This window comes from Mycobacterium sp. IDUB_28 (assembly GCF_055419285.1).
The window spans coordinates 237,556-253,022 of sequence record NZ_JBVAXK010000008.1 but is presented as its reverse complement, the minus strand read 5'-3'; the positions used below and the strand labels follow the sequence as shown (position 1 = coordinate 253,022).

Annotated in this window: 15 protein-coding genes and 1 tRNA gene; 5 read left to right on the top strand and 11 right to left on the bottom strand. The window is 63.5% G+C overall.

The window, feature by feature from the left end; genetic code table 11:
- Positions 1-119: 119 nt before the first annotated feature.
- The 4 genes from hxsC to hxsA2 form a co-directional block, all read right to left on the bottom strand.
- Positions 120-1,289: a His-Xaa-Ser system radical SAM maturase HxsC gene (gene hxsC, locus ACZYZ9_RS18630; protein ID WP_463827735.1), complete on the bottom strand. Its 1,170-nt coding sequence runs from the start codon at positions 1,287-1,289 to the stop codon at positions 120-122.
- A complete protein-coding gene (gene hxsB / locus ACZYZ9_RS18625) occupies positions 1,277-2,623 on the bottom strand; it encodes a His-Xaa-Ser system radical SAM maturase HxsB (protein WP_463827734.1) in 1,347 nt (448 codons plus the stop codon). Before hxsB ends, hxsC begins: the two co-directional genes overlap by 13 nt.
- 112 nt (positions 2,624-2,735) lie before the next feature.
- Positions 2,736-3,026: a hypothetical protein gene (locus tag ACZYZ9_RS18620; RefSeq protein WP_463827733.1), complete on the bottom strand. Its 291-nt coding sequence runs from the start codon at positions 3,024-3,026 to the stop codon at positions 2,736-2,738.
- 107 nt (positions 3,027-3,133) lie between these two features.
- Complete coding sequence (hxsA2, locus tag ACZYZ9_RS18615; protein ID WP_463827801.1) at positions 3,134-3,754, bottom strand: His-Xaa-Ser repeat protein HxsA2; 621 nt, start codon at positions 3,752-3,754, stop codon at positions 3,134-3,136.
- A 1,202-nt stretch (positions 3,755-4,956) separates the two neighbouring features.
- On the opposite strand from hxsA2, the gene ACZYZ9_RS18610 reads away from it, so the two are divergent.
- Positions 4,957-5,694: a transposase gene (locus ACZYZ9_RS18610; protein ID WP_463827800.1), complete on the top strand. Its 738-nt coding sequence runs from the start codon at positions 4,957-4,959 to the stop codon at positions 5,692-5,694.
- 302 nt (positions 5,695-5,996) lie between these two features.
- Here ACZYZ9_RS18610 and ACZYZ9_RS18605 read toward each other — a convergent pair whose 3' ends face one another.
- The 4 genes from ACZYZ9_RS18605 to pgm all read right to left on the bottom strand — a co-directional run bounded on the left by ACZYZ9_RS18605 (position 5,997) and on the right by pgm (position 9,304).
- Entirely contained in the window at positions 5,997-6,254 is a 258-nt protein-coding gene (locus ACZYZ9_RS18605; protein ID WP_463827732.1) for a hypothetical protein, read from the bottom strand.
- 34 nt (positions 6,255-6,288) lie between these two features.
- Positions 6,289-6,361 (bottom strand) — tRNA-Ala (locus tag ACZYZ9_RS18600).
- 55 nt (positions 6,362-6,416) lie between these two features.
- On the bottom strand, positions 6,417-7,586 hold the full coding sequence (locus ACZYZ9_RS18595) for an MFS transporter (RefSeq protein WP_463827799.1): 1,170 nt from the start codon (positions 7,584-7,586) through the stop codon (positions 6,417-6,419).
- 86 nt (positions 7,587-7,672) lie between these two features.
- Positions 7,673-9,304, bottom strand: a complete 1,632-nt coding sequence (pgm, locus tag ACZYZ9_RS18590) for a phosphoglucomutase (alpha-D-glucose-1,6-bisphosphate-dependent) (protein ID WP_463827731.1) — start codon at positions 9,302-9,304, stop codon at positions 7,673-7,675.
- A 79-nt stretch (positions 9,305-9,383) separates the two neighbouring features.
- Here pgm and crcB (ACZYZ9_RS18585) point away from each other — a divergent pair, with 79 nt between their 5' ends.
- The 3 genes from crcB (ACZYZ9_RS18585) to ACZYZ9_RS18575 are packed head-to-tail and all read left to right on the top strand — an operon-like array spanning position 9,384 to position 11,238.
- Positions 9,384-9,779, top strand: a complete 396-nt coding sequence (gene crcB, locus ACZYZ9_RS18585) for a fluoride efflux transporter CrcB (protein WP_463827730.1) — start codon at positions 9,384-9,386, stop codon at positions 9,777-9,779.
- Entirely contained in the window at positions 9,776-10,144 is a 369-nt protein-coding gene (gene crcB, locus ACZYZ9_RS18580) for a fluoride efflux transporter CrcB (RefSeq protein WP_463827729.1), read from the top strand. The genes crcB (ACZYZ9_RS18585) and crcB (ACZYZ9_RS18580) overlap by 4 nt, the downstream gene beginning before the upstream one ends.
- Positions 10,141-11,238, top strand: a complete 1,098-nt coding sequence (locus ACZYZ9_RS18575; protein ID WP_463827728.1) for a DUF190 domain-containing protein — start codon at positions 10,141-10,143, stop codon at positions 11,236-11,238. Before crcB (ACZYZ9_RS18580) ends, ACZYZ9_RS18575 begins: the two co-directional genes overlap by 4 nt.
- Here the strand turns inward: ACZYZ9_RS18575 and ACZYZ9_RS18570 are convergent.
- On the bottom strand, positions 11,232-11,813 hold the full coding sequence (locus ACZYZ9_RS18570; protein ID WP_463827727.1) for a TetR/AcrR family transcriptional regulator: 582 nt from the start codon (positions 11,811-11,813) through the stop codon (positions 11,232-11,234). The genes ACZYZ9_RS18575 and ACZYZ9_RS18570 overlap by 7 nt on opposite strands.
- 104 nt (positions 11,814-11,917) lie before the next feature.
- Between ACZYZ9_RS18570 and ACZYZ9_RS18565 the strand changes: the two genes are divergently transcribed.
- Positions 11,918-12,934, top strand: coding sequence for a phosphotransferase (locus ACZYZ9_RS18565; protein ID WP_463827798.1), 1,017 nt, complete (start codon positions 11,918-11,920; stop codon positions 12,932-12,934).
- Positions 12,935-12,974: 40 nt separating this feature from the next.
- On the opposite strand, the gene ACZYZ9_RS18560 is transcribed toward ACZYZ9_RS18565, so the two are convergent.
- Together ACZYZ9_RS18560 and ACZYZ9_RS18555 are read right to left on the bottom strand one after the other, a co-directional pair.
- Complete coding sequence (locus tag ACZYZ9_RS18560; RefSeq protein ID WP_463827726.1) at positions 12,975-13,895, bottom strand: HpcH/HpaI aldolase/citrate lyase family protein; 921 nt, start codon at positions 13,893-13,895, stop codon at positions 12,975-12,977.
- A gap of 30 nt (positions 13,896-13,925) precedes the next feature.
- Positions 13,926-15,380, bottom strand: a complete 1,455-nt coding sequence (locus ACZYZ9_RS18555) for an aldehyde dehydrogenase family protein (protein WP_463827725.1) — start codon at positions 15,378-15,380, stop codon at positions 13,926-13,928.
- Positions 15,381-15,467 lie beyond the last annotated feature (87 nt).

Sequence of the window (15,467 nt, the reverse complement as noted above, 5' to 3'; positions counted from 1 at the left end):
GCTTTCCAGGCACCTGTTCCTTTGACATGACTGCATCCTCGTTTCCAAGGTCTGGAGCCTCCGGGATTTCCAGGGCGATTCAATCCGAGCAGTTCGACTGTGCAGCGCCGTCAGAAGAACTAGATGGCAGCTATACCGCGACTGAACTTTGGGCGCCCGGTGGAAAAGAAGCCTGCACACTCTGCGCGGGCTGAGCAGCCCTCGCACTCCTCAACGTAGGCATTCTTCCAGTCCGAGATGGACTGCACCGCAAAAGGTCGGACACAAGGATCAAGAACACAGAGCGGCAGGTTATAGATTGAGACGTTCACTCCAGCTGTCTTCAACACATTGACGCCGGCCTTTAAGTGCTCCTGGTAATCGAGCGGGTCGATCCATAATTTGTCGTCGTTGGCGATCGCAAGGCCGGTTTGCTCCATACCCATCAAAGCGACGTGATCAACGAACGGCAGGTTCCGGGCGATCCAGGTGCACGTCTCGCGTAGGCGTGGCGTGGTGACAGCGTGGAGCACGATACGGATTTCGACTCTTTGGCCGCGGTCCTTGAGGCGCATCACACCAAGGACTGTCTCATCGAACGCGCCTTTCGCCTGAACCACATAATCGTGGATACTGTCGACGGCCGCATATATCGGTATACCTGCCGAAAGCTGCGGATGGTCAACTGCTGCCCAAGCATTCGTGACTTCGGGAGCAGCGAAGGCACGCCCATTGGTAAGTACGTGAACCGCCGTGTCCGGGAGCAGATCACGTGTCAGCGCGAGTAGGTCGATGAACCGGCGCCATTCCGTGAGCGGTTCGCCGCCGGTGAACGTGAATGCAGGCGTCGCCGGATCGACTAATGGAAGTGTCTCTGCGATCAGGTCGATCAACCAACCATCGTCGACTTTCTTCGGCGGTTGCGAGCACATTAAACAGTAGTTGTTGCAGCGTTCCGTCACGAGGAAGAAATTGTGTTTGGAGGACCGGCGGTAGAGCACCCAAACCCGACCAGACTGAGGCTGGATTGCCAGGACGTCGCCATCGCCCAGCTCGGCGAAGCCTGCCGGCAATCGGACATAGCTCAGCGACATGTTATCCGGACGCGCATCGCGGCCGACGGCGAGCTTGAAACCACGCGCCTGCGCCATATCCCAATCGCTGTTGCGGCCAATCAACGCGGCATCCTGCAAATCCGACGGAGAGTCGGCGGGGGATCGGAGTCGCCAAGACCGTCGCCTTCCATCCAAATCGGCGAGTTCGGCCGCCAGCGGACGTCCGGCGAGGACAAGCGGTCTCACGATGCCCACCTCCGGAGAATGGCGGCGTCCTCGGGGGAATGTTCCAACAGCTCGAATAGGTGCGTGATGACACCCTTCTGTCGCTCGCAGAACTCAGACAACGGCTTAATGCCCAATAAGTCGTTCTGGGTTGCGTGGTGATACACGGGATCTGCGCCGCAGTTGGGCTCAAAGACGCACGTCGAGCACTGCGGTGCCGTTTGCGTCAACGAATCCGCGACCGCCGAAACCAGTGTGTCGGACAGCACTAGGTCTCGGTAGCTGTGCTCGCGCACATTGCCGAGTTCGAAACTGCGGTCACCCATTTCCGCAAGCATTCTTGCCTCGTCGGATGCGAACACGGCACCGTCGTAGTTGTAGACGAGCGCCCCAAGTCCAAGCCCCGCCGGGCTTCTAAGATCGACATAACCGATTGGCTCATCACTTAGCATCCGGCGAAGTATCAGAGCTGAATAAAACTCGGGGAAGCGGCGGTCTGACTTGTTGATCTCGAGGATGTAGCGGAGACCACGTTTCCAGAACCGCAGCCACTCCTGGGCGCCGTAGCTGTGAAATTGCTTGGTCTTGATGGCGAACCCATAGGGAGAGAGTGGTCGAAGGAAAATGCCGTCAAGGCCCTGCCTGACGTACTCGTCTACGATCTCCTCGACACGATGCAGGCTCGCCTCCGTGGTGGTCATCAATGCACTGACTCTGTCCGGCCCGAGACGTTCCTTGATGCGAGTGATACCCGCTGCCGCGAGCTCATAGCTGTTTTGGCCGCGGCGCGGTCTGTTCTTGTTGTGCAGGTCGCGCGGGCCGTCTAACGATGTACTGAACAGAACATCGTGCTCCGCGCAGAAGTCGAGCACCTCGTCATCGAGCAAGGCCAGGTTCGTTGCGATCACGAACTGAAGCTGCTTCCCGAGGGGAGCCGCCCTCTCCTTCGCGTTCACGACAATCCATCGGATGAGTTCGAAGTTGAGTAACGGCTCGCCTCCTTGAAACTCAATCTTGATCTGCGGAGCCGGCGCGGAAAGGGCTACATCCAGCGCCCTAGAGGCGGTGGCTTGGTCCATGTCATAGCGGACGCGGTCCTTACTTTGGCGGGAGACTTGGCAATACGGACATGAGTGTTCGCACCGTAATGTAACGACAAACAGGTGGAGCGGGGTGGCCGCTCGCAAGAAACTCAGGCGACTACGCAAACGGAGGGCCAGGAGCTGCTGCTGTGCGCGTTGGTCGGTCGACCCGACGAAAAGCTTCTCGAATGCCCGCTCATAGAGGCCATCGCCGGGCAAGAGATCGAGCGAGCAAAGACGCTCCAGTTCGACTGCTGTCATCTCCGCCATGTCGCCGACCATGTTGCCGACTAAGAATTGATCCGCGCCAAGCCGTTCGAAGCGGATGGGCAGTAGTTGAAGCGCAGACGGGTCGGGAGAGAAGGTGTCTGCTGAAGCAAACCGGGCTATTGGGTCACGACTCCTCGGCCAGCGACCCAAATGCCAAGGCGACAATGACATCTCGGAGTCGGTCAGTCTGTCTGCGCACTTTCTCGCGAAGGTTTTCATCTGTGACGAGATCAAGGAATCGGGAGCGCAACTCGTCGCTTTGAAGTTGCGGCCGCGACGGTGAAAGTCGGCAAACGTATCGCCCGTCGGCCTCATCGATCTGGCAAGCCGCTTGTCCGATCAAGCGGTATGCGGCCTCCTGCAGCGGGCCAAGGGCCTGCAGCGAGACGCTGAACTCAATGACGATGTCGGACATCGATATGTAACTGATCGGTGGCACCGTCCCGCCCAGTATGGTGCAGAGAAGCGCCGGTAATCGCCGCAAATGCTAGAGATGTTGATGGAAGTAACTTCATTGGTCCTTCAATGTAGGTAGCCGTCGCAATAGTGTCCACCTCCATGCACAGCGGTCAAAGCTTGATTAGCAATGCTGACCGCCTCTGTCTCTGATAGGCCGTAGAGCCGTTCCAGTTCGCTTGCGATTTGATTCACGCCGAAGCCGGTGCTCGCCCGCGTGCATGCGAGGCGGGCTATGTCGGAGGGATTCGCGGGCGCCGACGAGGTTCTAGTCGTAGAGGGCGGCGTGTTGGTTGGCCCAGTAGGCGGGTCCGGTACACCTGGCACATATGGGGCACCGGGCACATATGGCGAACCAGGCACATACGGCGAACCTGGCACAGAAGGCGCGCCAGGCGCGCCGCCTGACACGTGCGACACATGCGACGAATGCGAAGAATGGGATACGTGAGACCCGTGCTGCGGGAATAGCATGCCATCGCTGGCCTGGTGCACGGTGAAGCTCATGAGCTCGGCGGCTGCAAGCAGCCCCTTATCTCGGACCGCTCGAATCCCGTCGTCCGACTTTTCCCTACGCATCTTGATATCGTCCGAGCCTGCCGCGTCCTTAATTGGCGGTGTGGCCCCCGCCGCGGCGAGCGCAGCAAGCGCCGAGGCCAGGCTCACGATCTTTGGACTGTCACGCATTTTCATCCACTGGGAAAAATCCTCGAATCATTCTTGCCTCAATGGGTCGCGTCGATCTATACCCCTACCGGAGCAAAGGTAATCCAACCAGTGGTTCTTGCGGTAAAAATTGGAGAGCGACGTCGGAAGACTCCCTCCGCTGGTACCCGCTCTATGCGGGCAGCAGCAAACGCCGCAAAGTCAGTCAAGATCATCAAAGTCGTTGTTAAGGCGATTGTTTGCGATGCGGAGTTCCGGAACCAGAAGAGGTCCGCGACAGGGCCCGTACCTACCAGATTGGCGGTCGATTCGATTCTGCGCGTCTCCCCAAGTCGACACCCCGGTCGAATGTTTAAGCGGTGCAGTATTCGCCATTAGAAGGGTCACCCCGGGCAGCGAAGAGTAGGTGCGTCGCCTTATGGCAAGGAAAACGGGGTGTCCGAAGGCGGAAACTCGAGCGTGCGACATAGCGGTCCCGGTTTCATCTTCCGGGCTGCAGTTCCGTCGATCAGTTTCAGCCCAGCGTCCAACAGCAGTCATCCGTCGATAGAATCGGCGCCCGGCGCTACGCACGTTTGGCCATGCAATTTGGAACAGATTCGGGAAACAAACCCCGCGAAACCACCCCGGATCAGCCGAACGCAGGGCAACTACCTAGGAATAAACCCGCTTGACCTGCACAAATCAGACTGCGCGAACACCCGAAAATCCCTGACCCGTAGCCCACAGCTCAGAGGTCGCGGGTTTGGCGCCCCCACTGTTTCAAGCGGTAAGCAATCAAAGCCGCTCGTAAAGCGCTGGGATCCTTTCAGCCTCAATACGGTTCGACTCGTACGCCAACTTGTTCAATTCTGGCGGGGATGCGACGCCTGCAGCGATGCTCCCCGTGGTGGTGATCGGTTTGGCTCGTCGATACACCTGTCGCCTTCGGGCTGACTCTAAGAGTGGCCTGTCGGCCGATCATCACCACAGCGTGGAGTGGCTGAAGAGAGGCTTGTTGAACCCAAAGTTGGTGTGCCCTCCTCGCAACCGAAATCCATTCGAGCGCAGGAACACATGCCATCAATCAAGAACACGTCCATGCCGTCGGTGATGATCGCGGTGGATCCGCACAAGCGTTCGTGGACCGCCGCAGCCGTTGACGCGAGGCTGCAGCCGCTGGCAACGGTCCGCGTCCCGGTCAGCCGCGACGGCTACCGAACACTGCGGCGCTTCGCCCGGCGCTGGCCGACACCGCGTGGGCGATCGAAGGCGCCAGCGGTCTTGGGGCGCCCCTGACCGTTCGACTGCGTCTAGACGGTATCGCCGTCATCGACGTCCCCGCCAAACTCGCGGCCAGAGTCAGACTTCTCTCCACAGGGCACGGTCGAAAAAGTGACGAGGCCGACGCCGTTTCGGTGGGCGTCGCCGCTCATACGTCGCACTCGCTCAATACCGCTGAAATCGACTCTTCAACAACGGCTTTACGCGCACTGGTCGAACATCGCGACGACCTGGTCAAGACCAGGACGCAAACCATCAACAGACTCCACATCGTTCTCACCCACCTGGTTCCCGGTGGCGCCAGCCGCGACTTGAACGCCGAGCTGGCCGCTGCGCTCCTGCGGACCGTGCGCCCCCGAGACACCGCCGGCAAGACACTTCGCGCACTGGCCGCCGATCTGATCTCAGAACTGCGGGGGCTCGACCGCAGAATCGACAAGGCCGCTCACGATATCAAGATCGCCATCGAGGCCTCTGGCACCACCCTGACTCAGCTCCACGGCATTGGCGCGCTCACCGCCGCCAAGATCGTGTCCCGAGTGGAATCAATTCGCCGCTTCAACTCGCCGGCGGCATTCGCCAGCTATACCGGCACCGCACCCACCGAAGTGTCTTCCGGAGACGTCGTCCGGCGCCGGCTTTCCCGCGCCGGCGATCGTCAAGTCAACTACTGCCTACACGAAATGGCCATCATATAAATTCGACGAGACACCGTGGGAAGGGCTTACTACCTGCGCAAAAGCGGCAGCGGCAAGAGTCACAGCGAAGCGATGCGCTGCCTCAAGAGACGGCTGTCCGACACCGTCTACCGACTATTGCTTAACGACGCCGAGACCGCCACTTGACACAGAGAGGCGCCACTCTGGTGGACGCAACCCCAGAGGGATGCCCCCCAGACTTGGCTCAATATCCAACCGGAGATACCTGTCGTAGGTGTCGAGTGTGTATTGCTCAATTCCAGTGAGGTGGGAGTTGTGGTGGCGGCACCATTCGGCAACGGTCATTGACGGTGTGCCGGAATCATCCGACCGTGCCATCTCGTACCGTGCATGAATGAGGCGCAGTGGATGCCGTGTGCCTTAATGGCTGTCTCGAAGGCTTCGAACTGGCGCTCATCGCGCAATGTGAGCGTCCGCTGACCGCCGTCGAGGCGGTAGAGCACCGCCGAGGAATTGCCGCCGTTGGGCCGTTTTCGGGAGCAGATCGAGGCCCAGAAGTCCTGCGGAGAACCTCCTCCGTTTGTCAAACCGATTGTCATACGGCTGATCAAACTATAATTGCAGGTCAGAGGGTGGAGCTAAGGGGACTCGAACCCCTGACCCCCACACTGCCAGTGTGGTGCGCTACCAGCTGCGCCATAGCCCCAAATGTCGTGCCAGTCGAAGCTACACCACCGGCAACCGTGGTTCAAAGTTGCTGGTCAGGCTGACCCACCACCCGACACCGCCTGCGCCAGCCCGGTCGAGGTATCCGCGGCCGGCCGCGTCTCCGGCCCCAGCAACCACCCGACAGCGGCGATCAGCAGCACGATTCCGCTGATCGCGAAGCTCCATGCGTAGCTCACGTGCCCGGCGACCCATCCCACGGTCGTGGCGCCGACGATGGCACCCAGATCCGACACCATCTGCACCATCGCCACCGGCGCGCCGGCACGTGCCTCACTTCCGAGGATGTCCGCGACCGCGGCCTGCATCGGTGACATGTAGATGCCCGTCGTCACTCCGCCTACGAACGCCGCGACCAGAAACCACAGCAACGACGTCGCAAAGCCCAGCCAGGCGGTCGCCACGCCGGTCGCCGCCAGCCCGATGATCAGCAACGTACGACGCCCTATCCGATCAGAGAGGTCGCCGACGGGCACGACGGGTAACGCATTGCCGACGGCAAATGTCGCCAGCGCCAGACCGATGACCCCGACGCTGCGGCCCATCACGTCGGTGACGAACAACGGGACGAGCGCGACCCGAAGCCCGAACGCCGACCAACCTGTCGCGAAGTTGGCGAGTAGCGACGTCCAGTACGCGCGGACGCGCAGCGCTTGGCGCATCGTCACGGTTGATCGCGTCGGGAGCCCGGGAGCCGTCAACTCCGAGTTCCGCAAGCTGTAGAACAACACCACGACGACAACCAGGAGTGCGGCTCCGTAGGCGAGGAACGGCGCGGCTAGTCCCCCACCGGCGGCCAGACCGCCCACCGCCGGGCCGCCGACCGCACCCACCATGAAGGATGTGGTGAACAACCCGGCGACGCGCCCGCGCGCATCGGGAGGACTGATGTGAATCAGCAAGCCGAGCGCCGAGACGAAGAACATCGTCGAGCCGACACCACTGAGGGCACGCAAAACCGTTAACTGCCAATAAGTTTGAGAAAACGGGCATGCCGCGGTGGTCACCGCCACGATCAGCACACCGGTGATATAGATGCGCCGCTCCCCCAACCGCTGGACCAGCGCACCGCTCATCGGGGCAAACAACATGCGGCTCAACGCGAAAACGGTGACCAGAAAGGTCACCGCATCGATGCTGACGCCGAATGTGCGCGCAAAGGAAGGCATCACCGGCGAGATGACCCCGTAGCCCAGCGCGACCACCACGTTCGCCCCGCTGAGAAGCCAGACTTCGCGCGGCAGCGGGGTAGTCCCGCGACCCCTCGGGCGCGCAAGTCGCAGGGTATTGGTCACCCAATGACTTTATTGACCACCTCGCGAGCCGTTTCCTGCACCTCCGCCAAATGCTCGGGCCCCAGGAACGACTCGGCATAGATTTTGTAGACGTCCTCGGTGCCCGAGGGCCGCGCAGCAAACCAGGCGTTCGCGGTGACCACCTTCAGCCCACCCAGCGGTGCACCGTTGCCCGGCGCGGCGGTCAGCTTGGCTTCGATCGGCTCCCCCGCCAGTTCGGTCGCCGACACCTCCTCGGAAGACAATCGCGACAGCCGGGCCTTCTGCTCCCGGTCGGCCGGCGCATCAACTCGCGCATAAAACGGCTCGCCGTACGAACCCACCAGCTCTCGGTACCGCTGCGACGGGGTCCGACCGGTTACCGCCAAGATCTCCGAGGCCAGCAACGCCAGAATGATGCCGTCCTTGTCGGTGGTCCACACCGTTCCGTCGCGCCGCAGGAACGACGCCCCCGCCGACTCCTCTCCACCGAAGCCGATGGTGCCGCCGATCAGCCCGTCGACGAACCACTTGAATCCGACCGGCACCTCCACCAGCGAACGCCCGATGCCCGCCACCACCCGGTCGATGATCGACGAACTCACCGCGGTCTTGCCGACCCCCACCTCGCCCGGCCACCCGGGCCGGTGCGTGAACAGGTAGTCGATCGCGACCGCCAGGTAATGGTTCGGATTCAGCAGCCCCTCGTCCGGGGTGACGATGCCGTGCCGGTCGGAGTCGGCATCGTTGCCGGTGGCGATCTGATAGTGGTCCCGATTGGCGATCAGCCCGGCCATCGCATCCGGTGAACTGCAGTCCATCCGGATCTTCCCGTCGTGATCCAGCGTCATGAACCGCCAGGTTGCGTCGACCAGCGGGTTGACCACGGTCAGGTCCAAATCGAAGCGCGATGCGATCTCGCCCCAGTAGTCCACGCTGGCCCCGCCGAGCGGGTCGGCGCCGATGCGCACCCCCGCTGCGCGCACCGCCTCGATGTCCACCACGTTCGGCAGATCTTCGACGTAGGCAGCCAGATAGTCGTGTCGCTGTGCCGAACCCAATGCACGCGCCAACGGCACCCGCCGCACCGCCGACAGCCCGTCACGCAGAATCTCGTTGGCGCGCTTGGCAATCACGCCAGTCGCGTCGCTATCGGCCGGGCCGCCATTGGGCGGGTTGTACTTGAAGCCACCGTCCGAGGGCGGGTTGTGCGACGGCGTCACCACGATCCCGTCAGCCAACCCGTCCTTGCGTCCGCGGTTGTAGGTCAAGATGGCGTGACTGATCGCCGGAGTCGGGGTGTAGCGGTCGCGGCTGTCTACGGCAGCCAGGACGTCGTTGCCGGCCAGCACCTCCAGCGCCGTGACCCAGGCGGGCTCCGAAAGGCCATGTGTGTCACGGCCGATGAACAACGGACCGGTCGTGCCCTGCCCGGCCCGATACTCCACGATGGCCTGGGTAGTCGCCAGGATGTGCGCCTCGTTGAACGCACCGTTCAATGCCGAGCCCCGATGGCCCGAGGTACCGAACACCACCTGTTGCGCCACATCGTCGGGATCGGGCTGCACCGAGTAATACGCCGTCACCAGATGCGGCAGATCGACGAGGTCATCGGGTTGCGCCGGTCGACCGGCTCGCGGGTGGGCCATGGTCACAATTCTGCCCATAGGCCACGGCACCGCCCTAAGCTGCTAGGCGCACAGTTGGCACACGAGAGGGAAACAACCGGTGGCACGCCACGACTATCGGGAGTTGGCAGCGATTTTCGCCGGCGGCGCGCTGGGCTCGCTGGCCCGCGCCGCCCTCGCCACCCTTGCCGTCCCCGACCCGGCGCGCTGGCCATGGCCGACGTTCGCGGTCAACATCGTCGGCGCTTTCCTGGTCGGTTACTTCACCACCCGACTGCTGGAACGGTTGCCGCTGTCCAGTTATCGCCGCCCGCTGCTCGGCACCGGATTGTGCGGCGGACTGACCACGTTCTCCACGATGCAGGTCGAGACGGTCCGGATGATCGAGCACGGACACTGGGCGCTGGCCGGCGCGTACACCGTCGTCAGCATCACGCTGGGACTGCTGGCGGTCTACCTGGCTACCGCCCTGGTGCGCCGGGTCCGGCTCCGATGACGACGGTCCTGCTCTGGCTCGCCGTCATGCTCATCGGCGGTGTCGGATCGGTCGCCCGCTTCCTGGTGGACCGTTCGGTCGCGCGCCGAACGCCCGGCCCGTTCCCCTACGGCACTTTGACGGTGAACCTGACCGGCGCGGCGTTGCTCGGCTTCCTGGGCGGTCTGGCGCTGTCCAAGGACGCCGCGCTGCTGGCCGGAACCGCCTTCGTCGGCGCCTACACCACGTTTTCCACCTGGATGCTCGAGACTCAGCGGCTCAGCGAGGAACGGCAGTTGCTCGCGTCGTTCGCCAACATCGCCGTCAGCGTGCTCCTCGGACTGGCCGCAGTCGTGCTCGGCCAGCAGATCGCGGGCCTGATATGAGCGAGCAGAGCCTGAAACTCACCGCGTATTTCGGCGAACGGCAGCGCGCTGTCGGCGCACCGCGCCGGTTCCTGGCCGACGCCATGTTGGATGTGTTCGGCTCTCGCGGCGTCGCCACCAGCGTGATGATGCGCGGCATCTCCGGCTTCGGCTCGAAAGGTGAACTGCGCAGCGATCGTTCGCTCAGCTTGTCCGAAGACCCGCCGGTAACGATCGCCGCCGTTGACGTTTCGTCCAAGATCGGTCCCCTGGTCGACGAGGTCGCTGCGATCACCGGCCGCGGGCTGGTGACGCTGGAACGTGCCCGCCTGGTCACCAAGGACAGCGGGCCCGACGCAGCCACCGACTTCGACAGCCGAACCGGGGATGCCGCGAAGCTGACCGTATACGTCGGCCGCCAGGTGCGGGTGGCCGGCCGACCGGCGCACCTCGCCGTTTGCGAACTCCTGCATCGGCAAGGATTCGCCGGTGCCACAGTGTTTCTCGGCGTCGACGGCACCGTGCACGGTGAGCGCGAGCGAGCCCGGTTCTTCGGGCGCAACGTCAACGTGCCGCAGATGATCATCGCGGTGGGGTTGCCGGCCCAGGTGTCCGCGGCGATGGCCGAACTGGCGCAACTGTTACCCAACCCGCTGCTGACCGTGGAACGGGTCCGGCTGTGCAAACGCGACGGCGAGATGTTCGCCCGCCCCCAGGAGTTGCCGCCGACCGACAACCAGGGGCGCACCCTGTGGCAGAAACTCATGGTCCACACCGGCGAGGCAACTCTGCACGACGGCCAACCGCTCCACCGCGCCATCGTGCACCGATTGTTGCAGTCCAAGTCCGCGCGTGGCGCCACGGTCCTGCGTGGCATCTGGGGCTTTCAGGGAAACCATAAGCCTCACGGAGACAAGATTTTTCAGCTTGTCCGCAGCGTGCCAGTGACCACTGTCATCGTGGACACACCCGAGGCGATCGCGCGCAGCTTCGACGTCGTCGACACGGTGACCACCCGGCACGGATTGGTCACGAGCGAGATGGTTCCCGCGGCAATGGCTCTGGACGGAACGCAGAACTGGACCGGAACACCATTGGCGGAGTACGACTACTGACCGATGCCGTTCAGCAGCGCATCCAGCAGTGCGTCCAACCGGGCCGGACTGGCTCCGTGGTTCAGTGCGTGCAGCAGCAACGTGCCGATCAGTGCGTCGGCGACGGCATCCAGATCCGCGTCGTCACGAATTTGCTTGTCGCGCATGCCTTGACGAAGCCGCGTCATCAGTCCTTCGTGTTGCGGCGCGCTCAACTGCTGATACAGCGCGACCCCGTCGGACGAGTTCGCGGCCGCGGCCGCGACCAGAGCTCGGATTAGCGCACCGTTGGGCGCCTCGGCCAGAAAGTTCGCGTGGTCGTTGAGCCAGGCACGCAGATCGGCTCGGATGTCACCGGTGTCGGGGACCGGAAACGAGCCTGACCCGCCATACGCCTCCAGGACCGCTTCGGCCACCAGCGGCGCTTTGGAGGGCCAGCGCCGGTAGACGGTCTTCTTCCCCACCCCGGCATGGGCGGCAACGCTTTCCATGGACAGTTCGGCGTAGCTGCCCGCCGCCAGCAGGTCACGTGCGGCGGTCAGGATCGCGCGGTCGAGTTGCCTGTCGCGTGGGCGGCCTGGTTGCGTTACCGTCATAAGGAAACGATACGTGTCGTATCTTCGCCAAGGCAACGGAAGGATCCGCTGTGACCGCATCGCTCTCGGTGCCCAAGACGTGGGACGACATCACTTCAGGGTGGATGTCGGCGGCGCTGGTCAGCCGGTTCCCCGGCGTCGTCGTGGAGTCGGTCACCGTTGCGGACCGCGACGACGGGACCAACCGGCGCGCGCGTCTGGCGCTGACCTACGCCGCCGGCGCCGGCCCGGCCACTGTGTTCGCCAAAGCCGCCGACCCCGCGCACAAAGAGATGATCCGCATGACCAGCGGCATGTTCCACGAGCCGCGGCTTTTCATCTGCGGCGTCGAATTACCACTCGAGCACCCCGAGGTCTATACCGCCTTGATCGACAAGGACGACTACGACTTCGTGATGATCATGGAGGATCTGAGTGCGCGCGGCGCCGATCCGCGGCACGCGACCCGGCCCATGTCGGTCGAGCAGGTCGCCTCCGGCGTACAAGGGTTGGCCCGGATGCACGGCAGATATTGGGGCCACCGGCTGGCCGCGTACCCCGCACTGGACTGGCTCGAGCCCTTTTTGCCCTGGGACGGAATGCAATACGCGCCGCTGCACGAAGCTCAGGCGCGCCTGGGCGACGACGCGCCCGCCGAGGTGCTGTCGCTCAACGCCGACCAGCTGATCGAATCCATCTGGAAGCCGTACATCCGCACCCTCACCACCACGCCGCAGACCTTGCTGCACGGCGACCCGCACATCGGCAACACTTATCTGCTGGCCGACGGGGAGGTGGGCTTCCTGGATTGGCAGGTCGCCCGCCACGGCAACTGGTCGCTGGACCTGGGCTATTTCCTGCAGGGTGCCCTGACCGTCGCGGATCGCCGCAACAGCGAACGTGAATTGCTGGAGATCTATCGCGGCGCACTCGGACTGCCCGCCGCCGAGTTGCCCAGCAGCGACGAGGTCTGGCTGCGCTACCGCGCTTCAGTGGCCCACGGGCTGGCCATCTGGTTGTGCACCGCCTCCGCCGGTGACCTGTGGCAACGACCGGACATCGCTATCGCACTGGCACAACGGTATTCAGCGGCCTATGCGGATCTGGACACCGCCGCCGCACTGCGTGAGATCAGTGGGTGATCAAGCCGTCACGGCGCGCCGAGGCCCAACTCGGCAACGGTCAGTAGTGGTAGGTGTCCGACGGTGCCGGTGAATGCCCCTGCTCGTCCTCGAACGTCGACGCCTCGATGCCATACGACCGGGCCAGGTCGAGAATCTTGGTCGCCCGCGCGATGCGGGGCAGATCCGACCCGTTGCGGATCTCTCCCCCGTCGCGTTCGAACTCAGCGAAAAACTCCTTCGCCCAACCGATTTCGTCCTGAGATGGCGACAATCCCTCGTTCACCACAGCACACTGATCCGGCGAGAGACAGATCTTGCCGGTCATGCCGAACTCGACCGACACGGCGCTGGCCTCGATCAGCTTGAGCGGGTTGGACCCGATGGTCGGGCCGTCGATGGCGCTGGGCAGGCCGGCCGCCTTGGCCGCAATGGTGAACCGGGACCGCGCATAAGCCAGCGTGGACGCGTCTTCGCCGAACCCGGTGTCGCGACGAAAGTCGCCGATGCCGAAGGCGAGCCGGAAAGTGCCCTTGGCCGCGGCGATCTCGGTGATGCGCTCCAGCCCTCGGGCTGTTTCTACCAGCGCCACGATCGGCACGTTGGGCAGCCGTTTCGCGGTCTCGGTGACGTGGTCCACCGATTCGACCATCGCCAGCATCACCCCGCCCACCGGGGTACCGGCCAACTGGGCCAAATCATCTGCCCACCAAGGGGTCCCGAAGCCGTTGATCCGAACCCAGTCATTGTTGTCGGCGGACAACCACCGCACCACGTTGTCGCGGGCGCTGACCTTGTCCTTGGGCGCGACCGCGTCCTCGATGTCGAAGACCACGATGTCGGCACGGGAGCGCGCCGCGGCTTCGAACCGATCAGCGTGTGTGCCGTTGACCAGCAACCAACTGCGTGCCAGCACCGGATCGATGCGTGAGCCGATGTCGGTGGGGTCCGTCGTGGTGTCGGTGTTGCCCTGTTCGTACACGTCCCCAACCGTAGCGACACCGCAATCCGGTCAGAGCTGGGCCCACACCGACTTCGTCTTCATGTACATGTCGATGCCCTCGCGGCCGAACTCGTGACCCCAGCCGGACTGCTTGTGACCACCGAAGGGCACATCGTGGTCGAACACCAGCTGGCAGTTCACCTGCACGCTGCCCGCCTGCAGCCGCTTGACGATCCGGTGTGCGCGCCCCAGGTTCTCCGTCCAGGCGGTGGCGGCCAGGCCGTAGGTGGTGTCGTTGGCCATGGCCACGGCCTCGTCTTCGTCGTCGAACGGCAGGATGCTGACCACCGGTCCGAAGATCTCTTGCTGGTACAGCCGCATCCCGGGGTCGACGTTGGTCAGCACCGTGGGATGCACGAAGTAGCCTTTGCGGTCCAGACGGTAACCCCCGGCCACCACGTCGACCCCGTCGTTCTTGCCTTCGTCGATGAAGCCCATCACCCGGGTCAGCTGCTTCTGGCTGATCAGCGGGCCGCTGACGCAGCCCTCCTCACTGGGGGCGCCGAGCTTGAACGTGTTGGCCATCATCGAGATGCCTTCCACGACCTGGTCGTACACGCCGCGTTGCGCGAAGATCCGTGACCCGCACACGCAACCCTGCCCGGAGTGCACGAAGATGCCCAGCGACGCCATCAGAATGGTCTTGCTCATGTCGGCGTCGTCGAAAATCAGCACGGGCGACTTTCCGCCGAGTTCGAGGGTCACCTTCTTGAGGTTGCCCGCCGACGCGCGGACGATCTCCTTGCCCACTTCGGTCGAACCGGTGAACGCCACCTTCTCGACGCCGGGGTGCGCGGTGATCGCCGCACCCGCGGTGTGCCCATATCCGGTCAGTAGGTTGACCACACCGTCGGGCACGCCGGCCTCGTGGATCAGCCGATCAAGTAGCAGCGCCGAGAGCGGGGTCTCCTCGGCGGGCTTGACCAGCATGCTGCAGCCGGCGGCCAGCGCGGGCGCCAGCTTCGCACACGCGTTGAAGATCGGACCGTTCCACGGGAAGATCAGCCCGACCACGCCGTAGGGCTCCTTGAGCGTGTAGGCGTGCATGTTGACGAAGGCGTCCGTCGCGATGCCATCGGTTTTGACGTCGTAGGCGACGCCGTTGATCTTGGAACACCAACCGGCGTAGTAGCGGAAGAATTCTGAACAGGTGGACATCTGTAGCTGCGCCTGCATCAGTGGCATGCCGGTGTTGAGCGAGTCGAGTTGCGCGAATTCCTCGGCATGCTCGTCGATCAGATCGGCGATGCGCCACATGACTTTTGCCCGTGCGCGTCCCGGCAACTGGGACCAGACCCCGGAGTCGAAAGCTGCCCGGGCCCGCTCGACGGCGTTGTTGACGGCTTCCTCGCCGCAGTCGGTGAATTCGGTGATCTGTTCTTCGGTCGCCGGATTGATGACCGGGATGACATCTCCGGTGCCGGGGCGTTCACGGATTTCGTCCAGTACCGCATGCAGGGTCATCGTCGATCCTCTTTCGTCATCGAATGCTGAGCACTTGCTTAGCACCGTCAGTGGCGTGGGGTCAAGGCGCCGCCCCGCGCGCCCCCG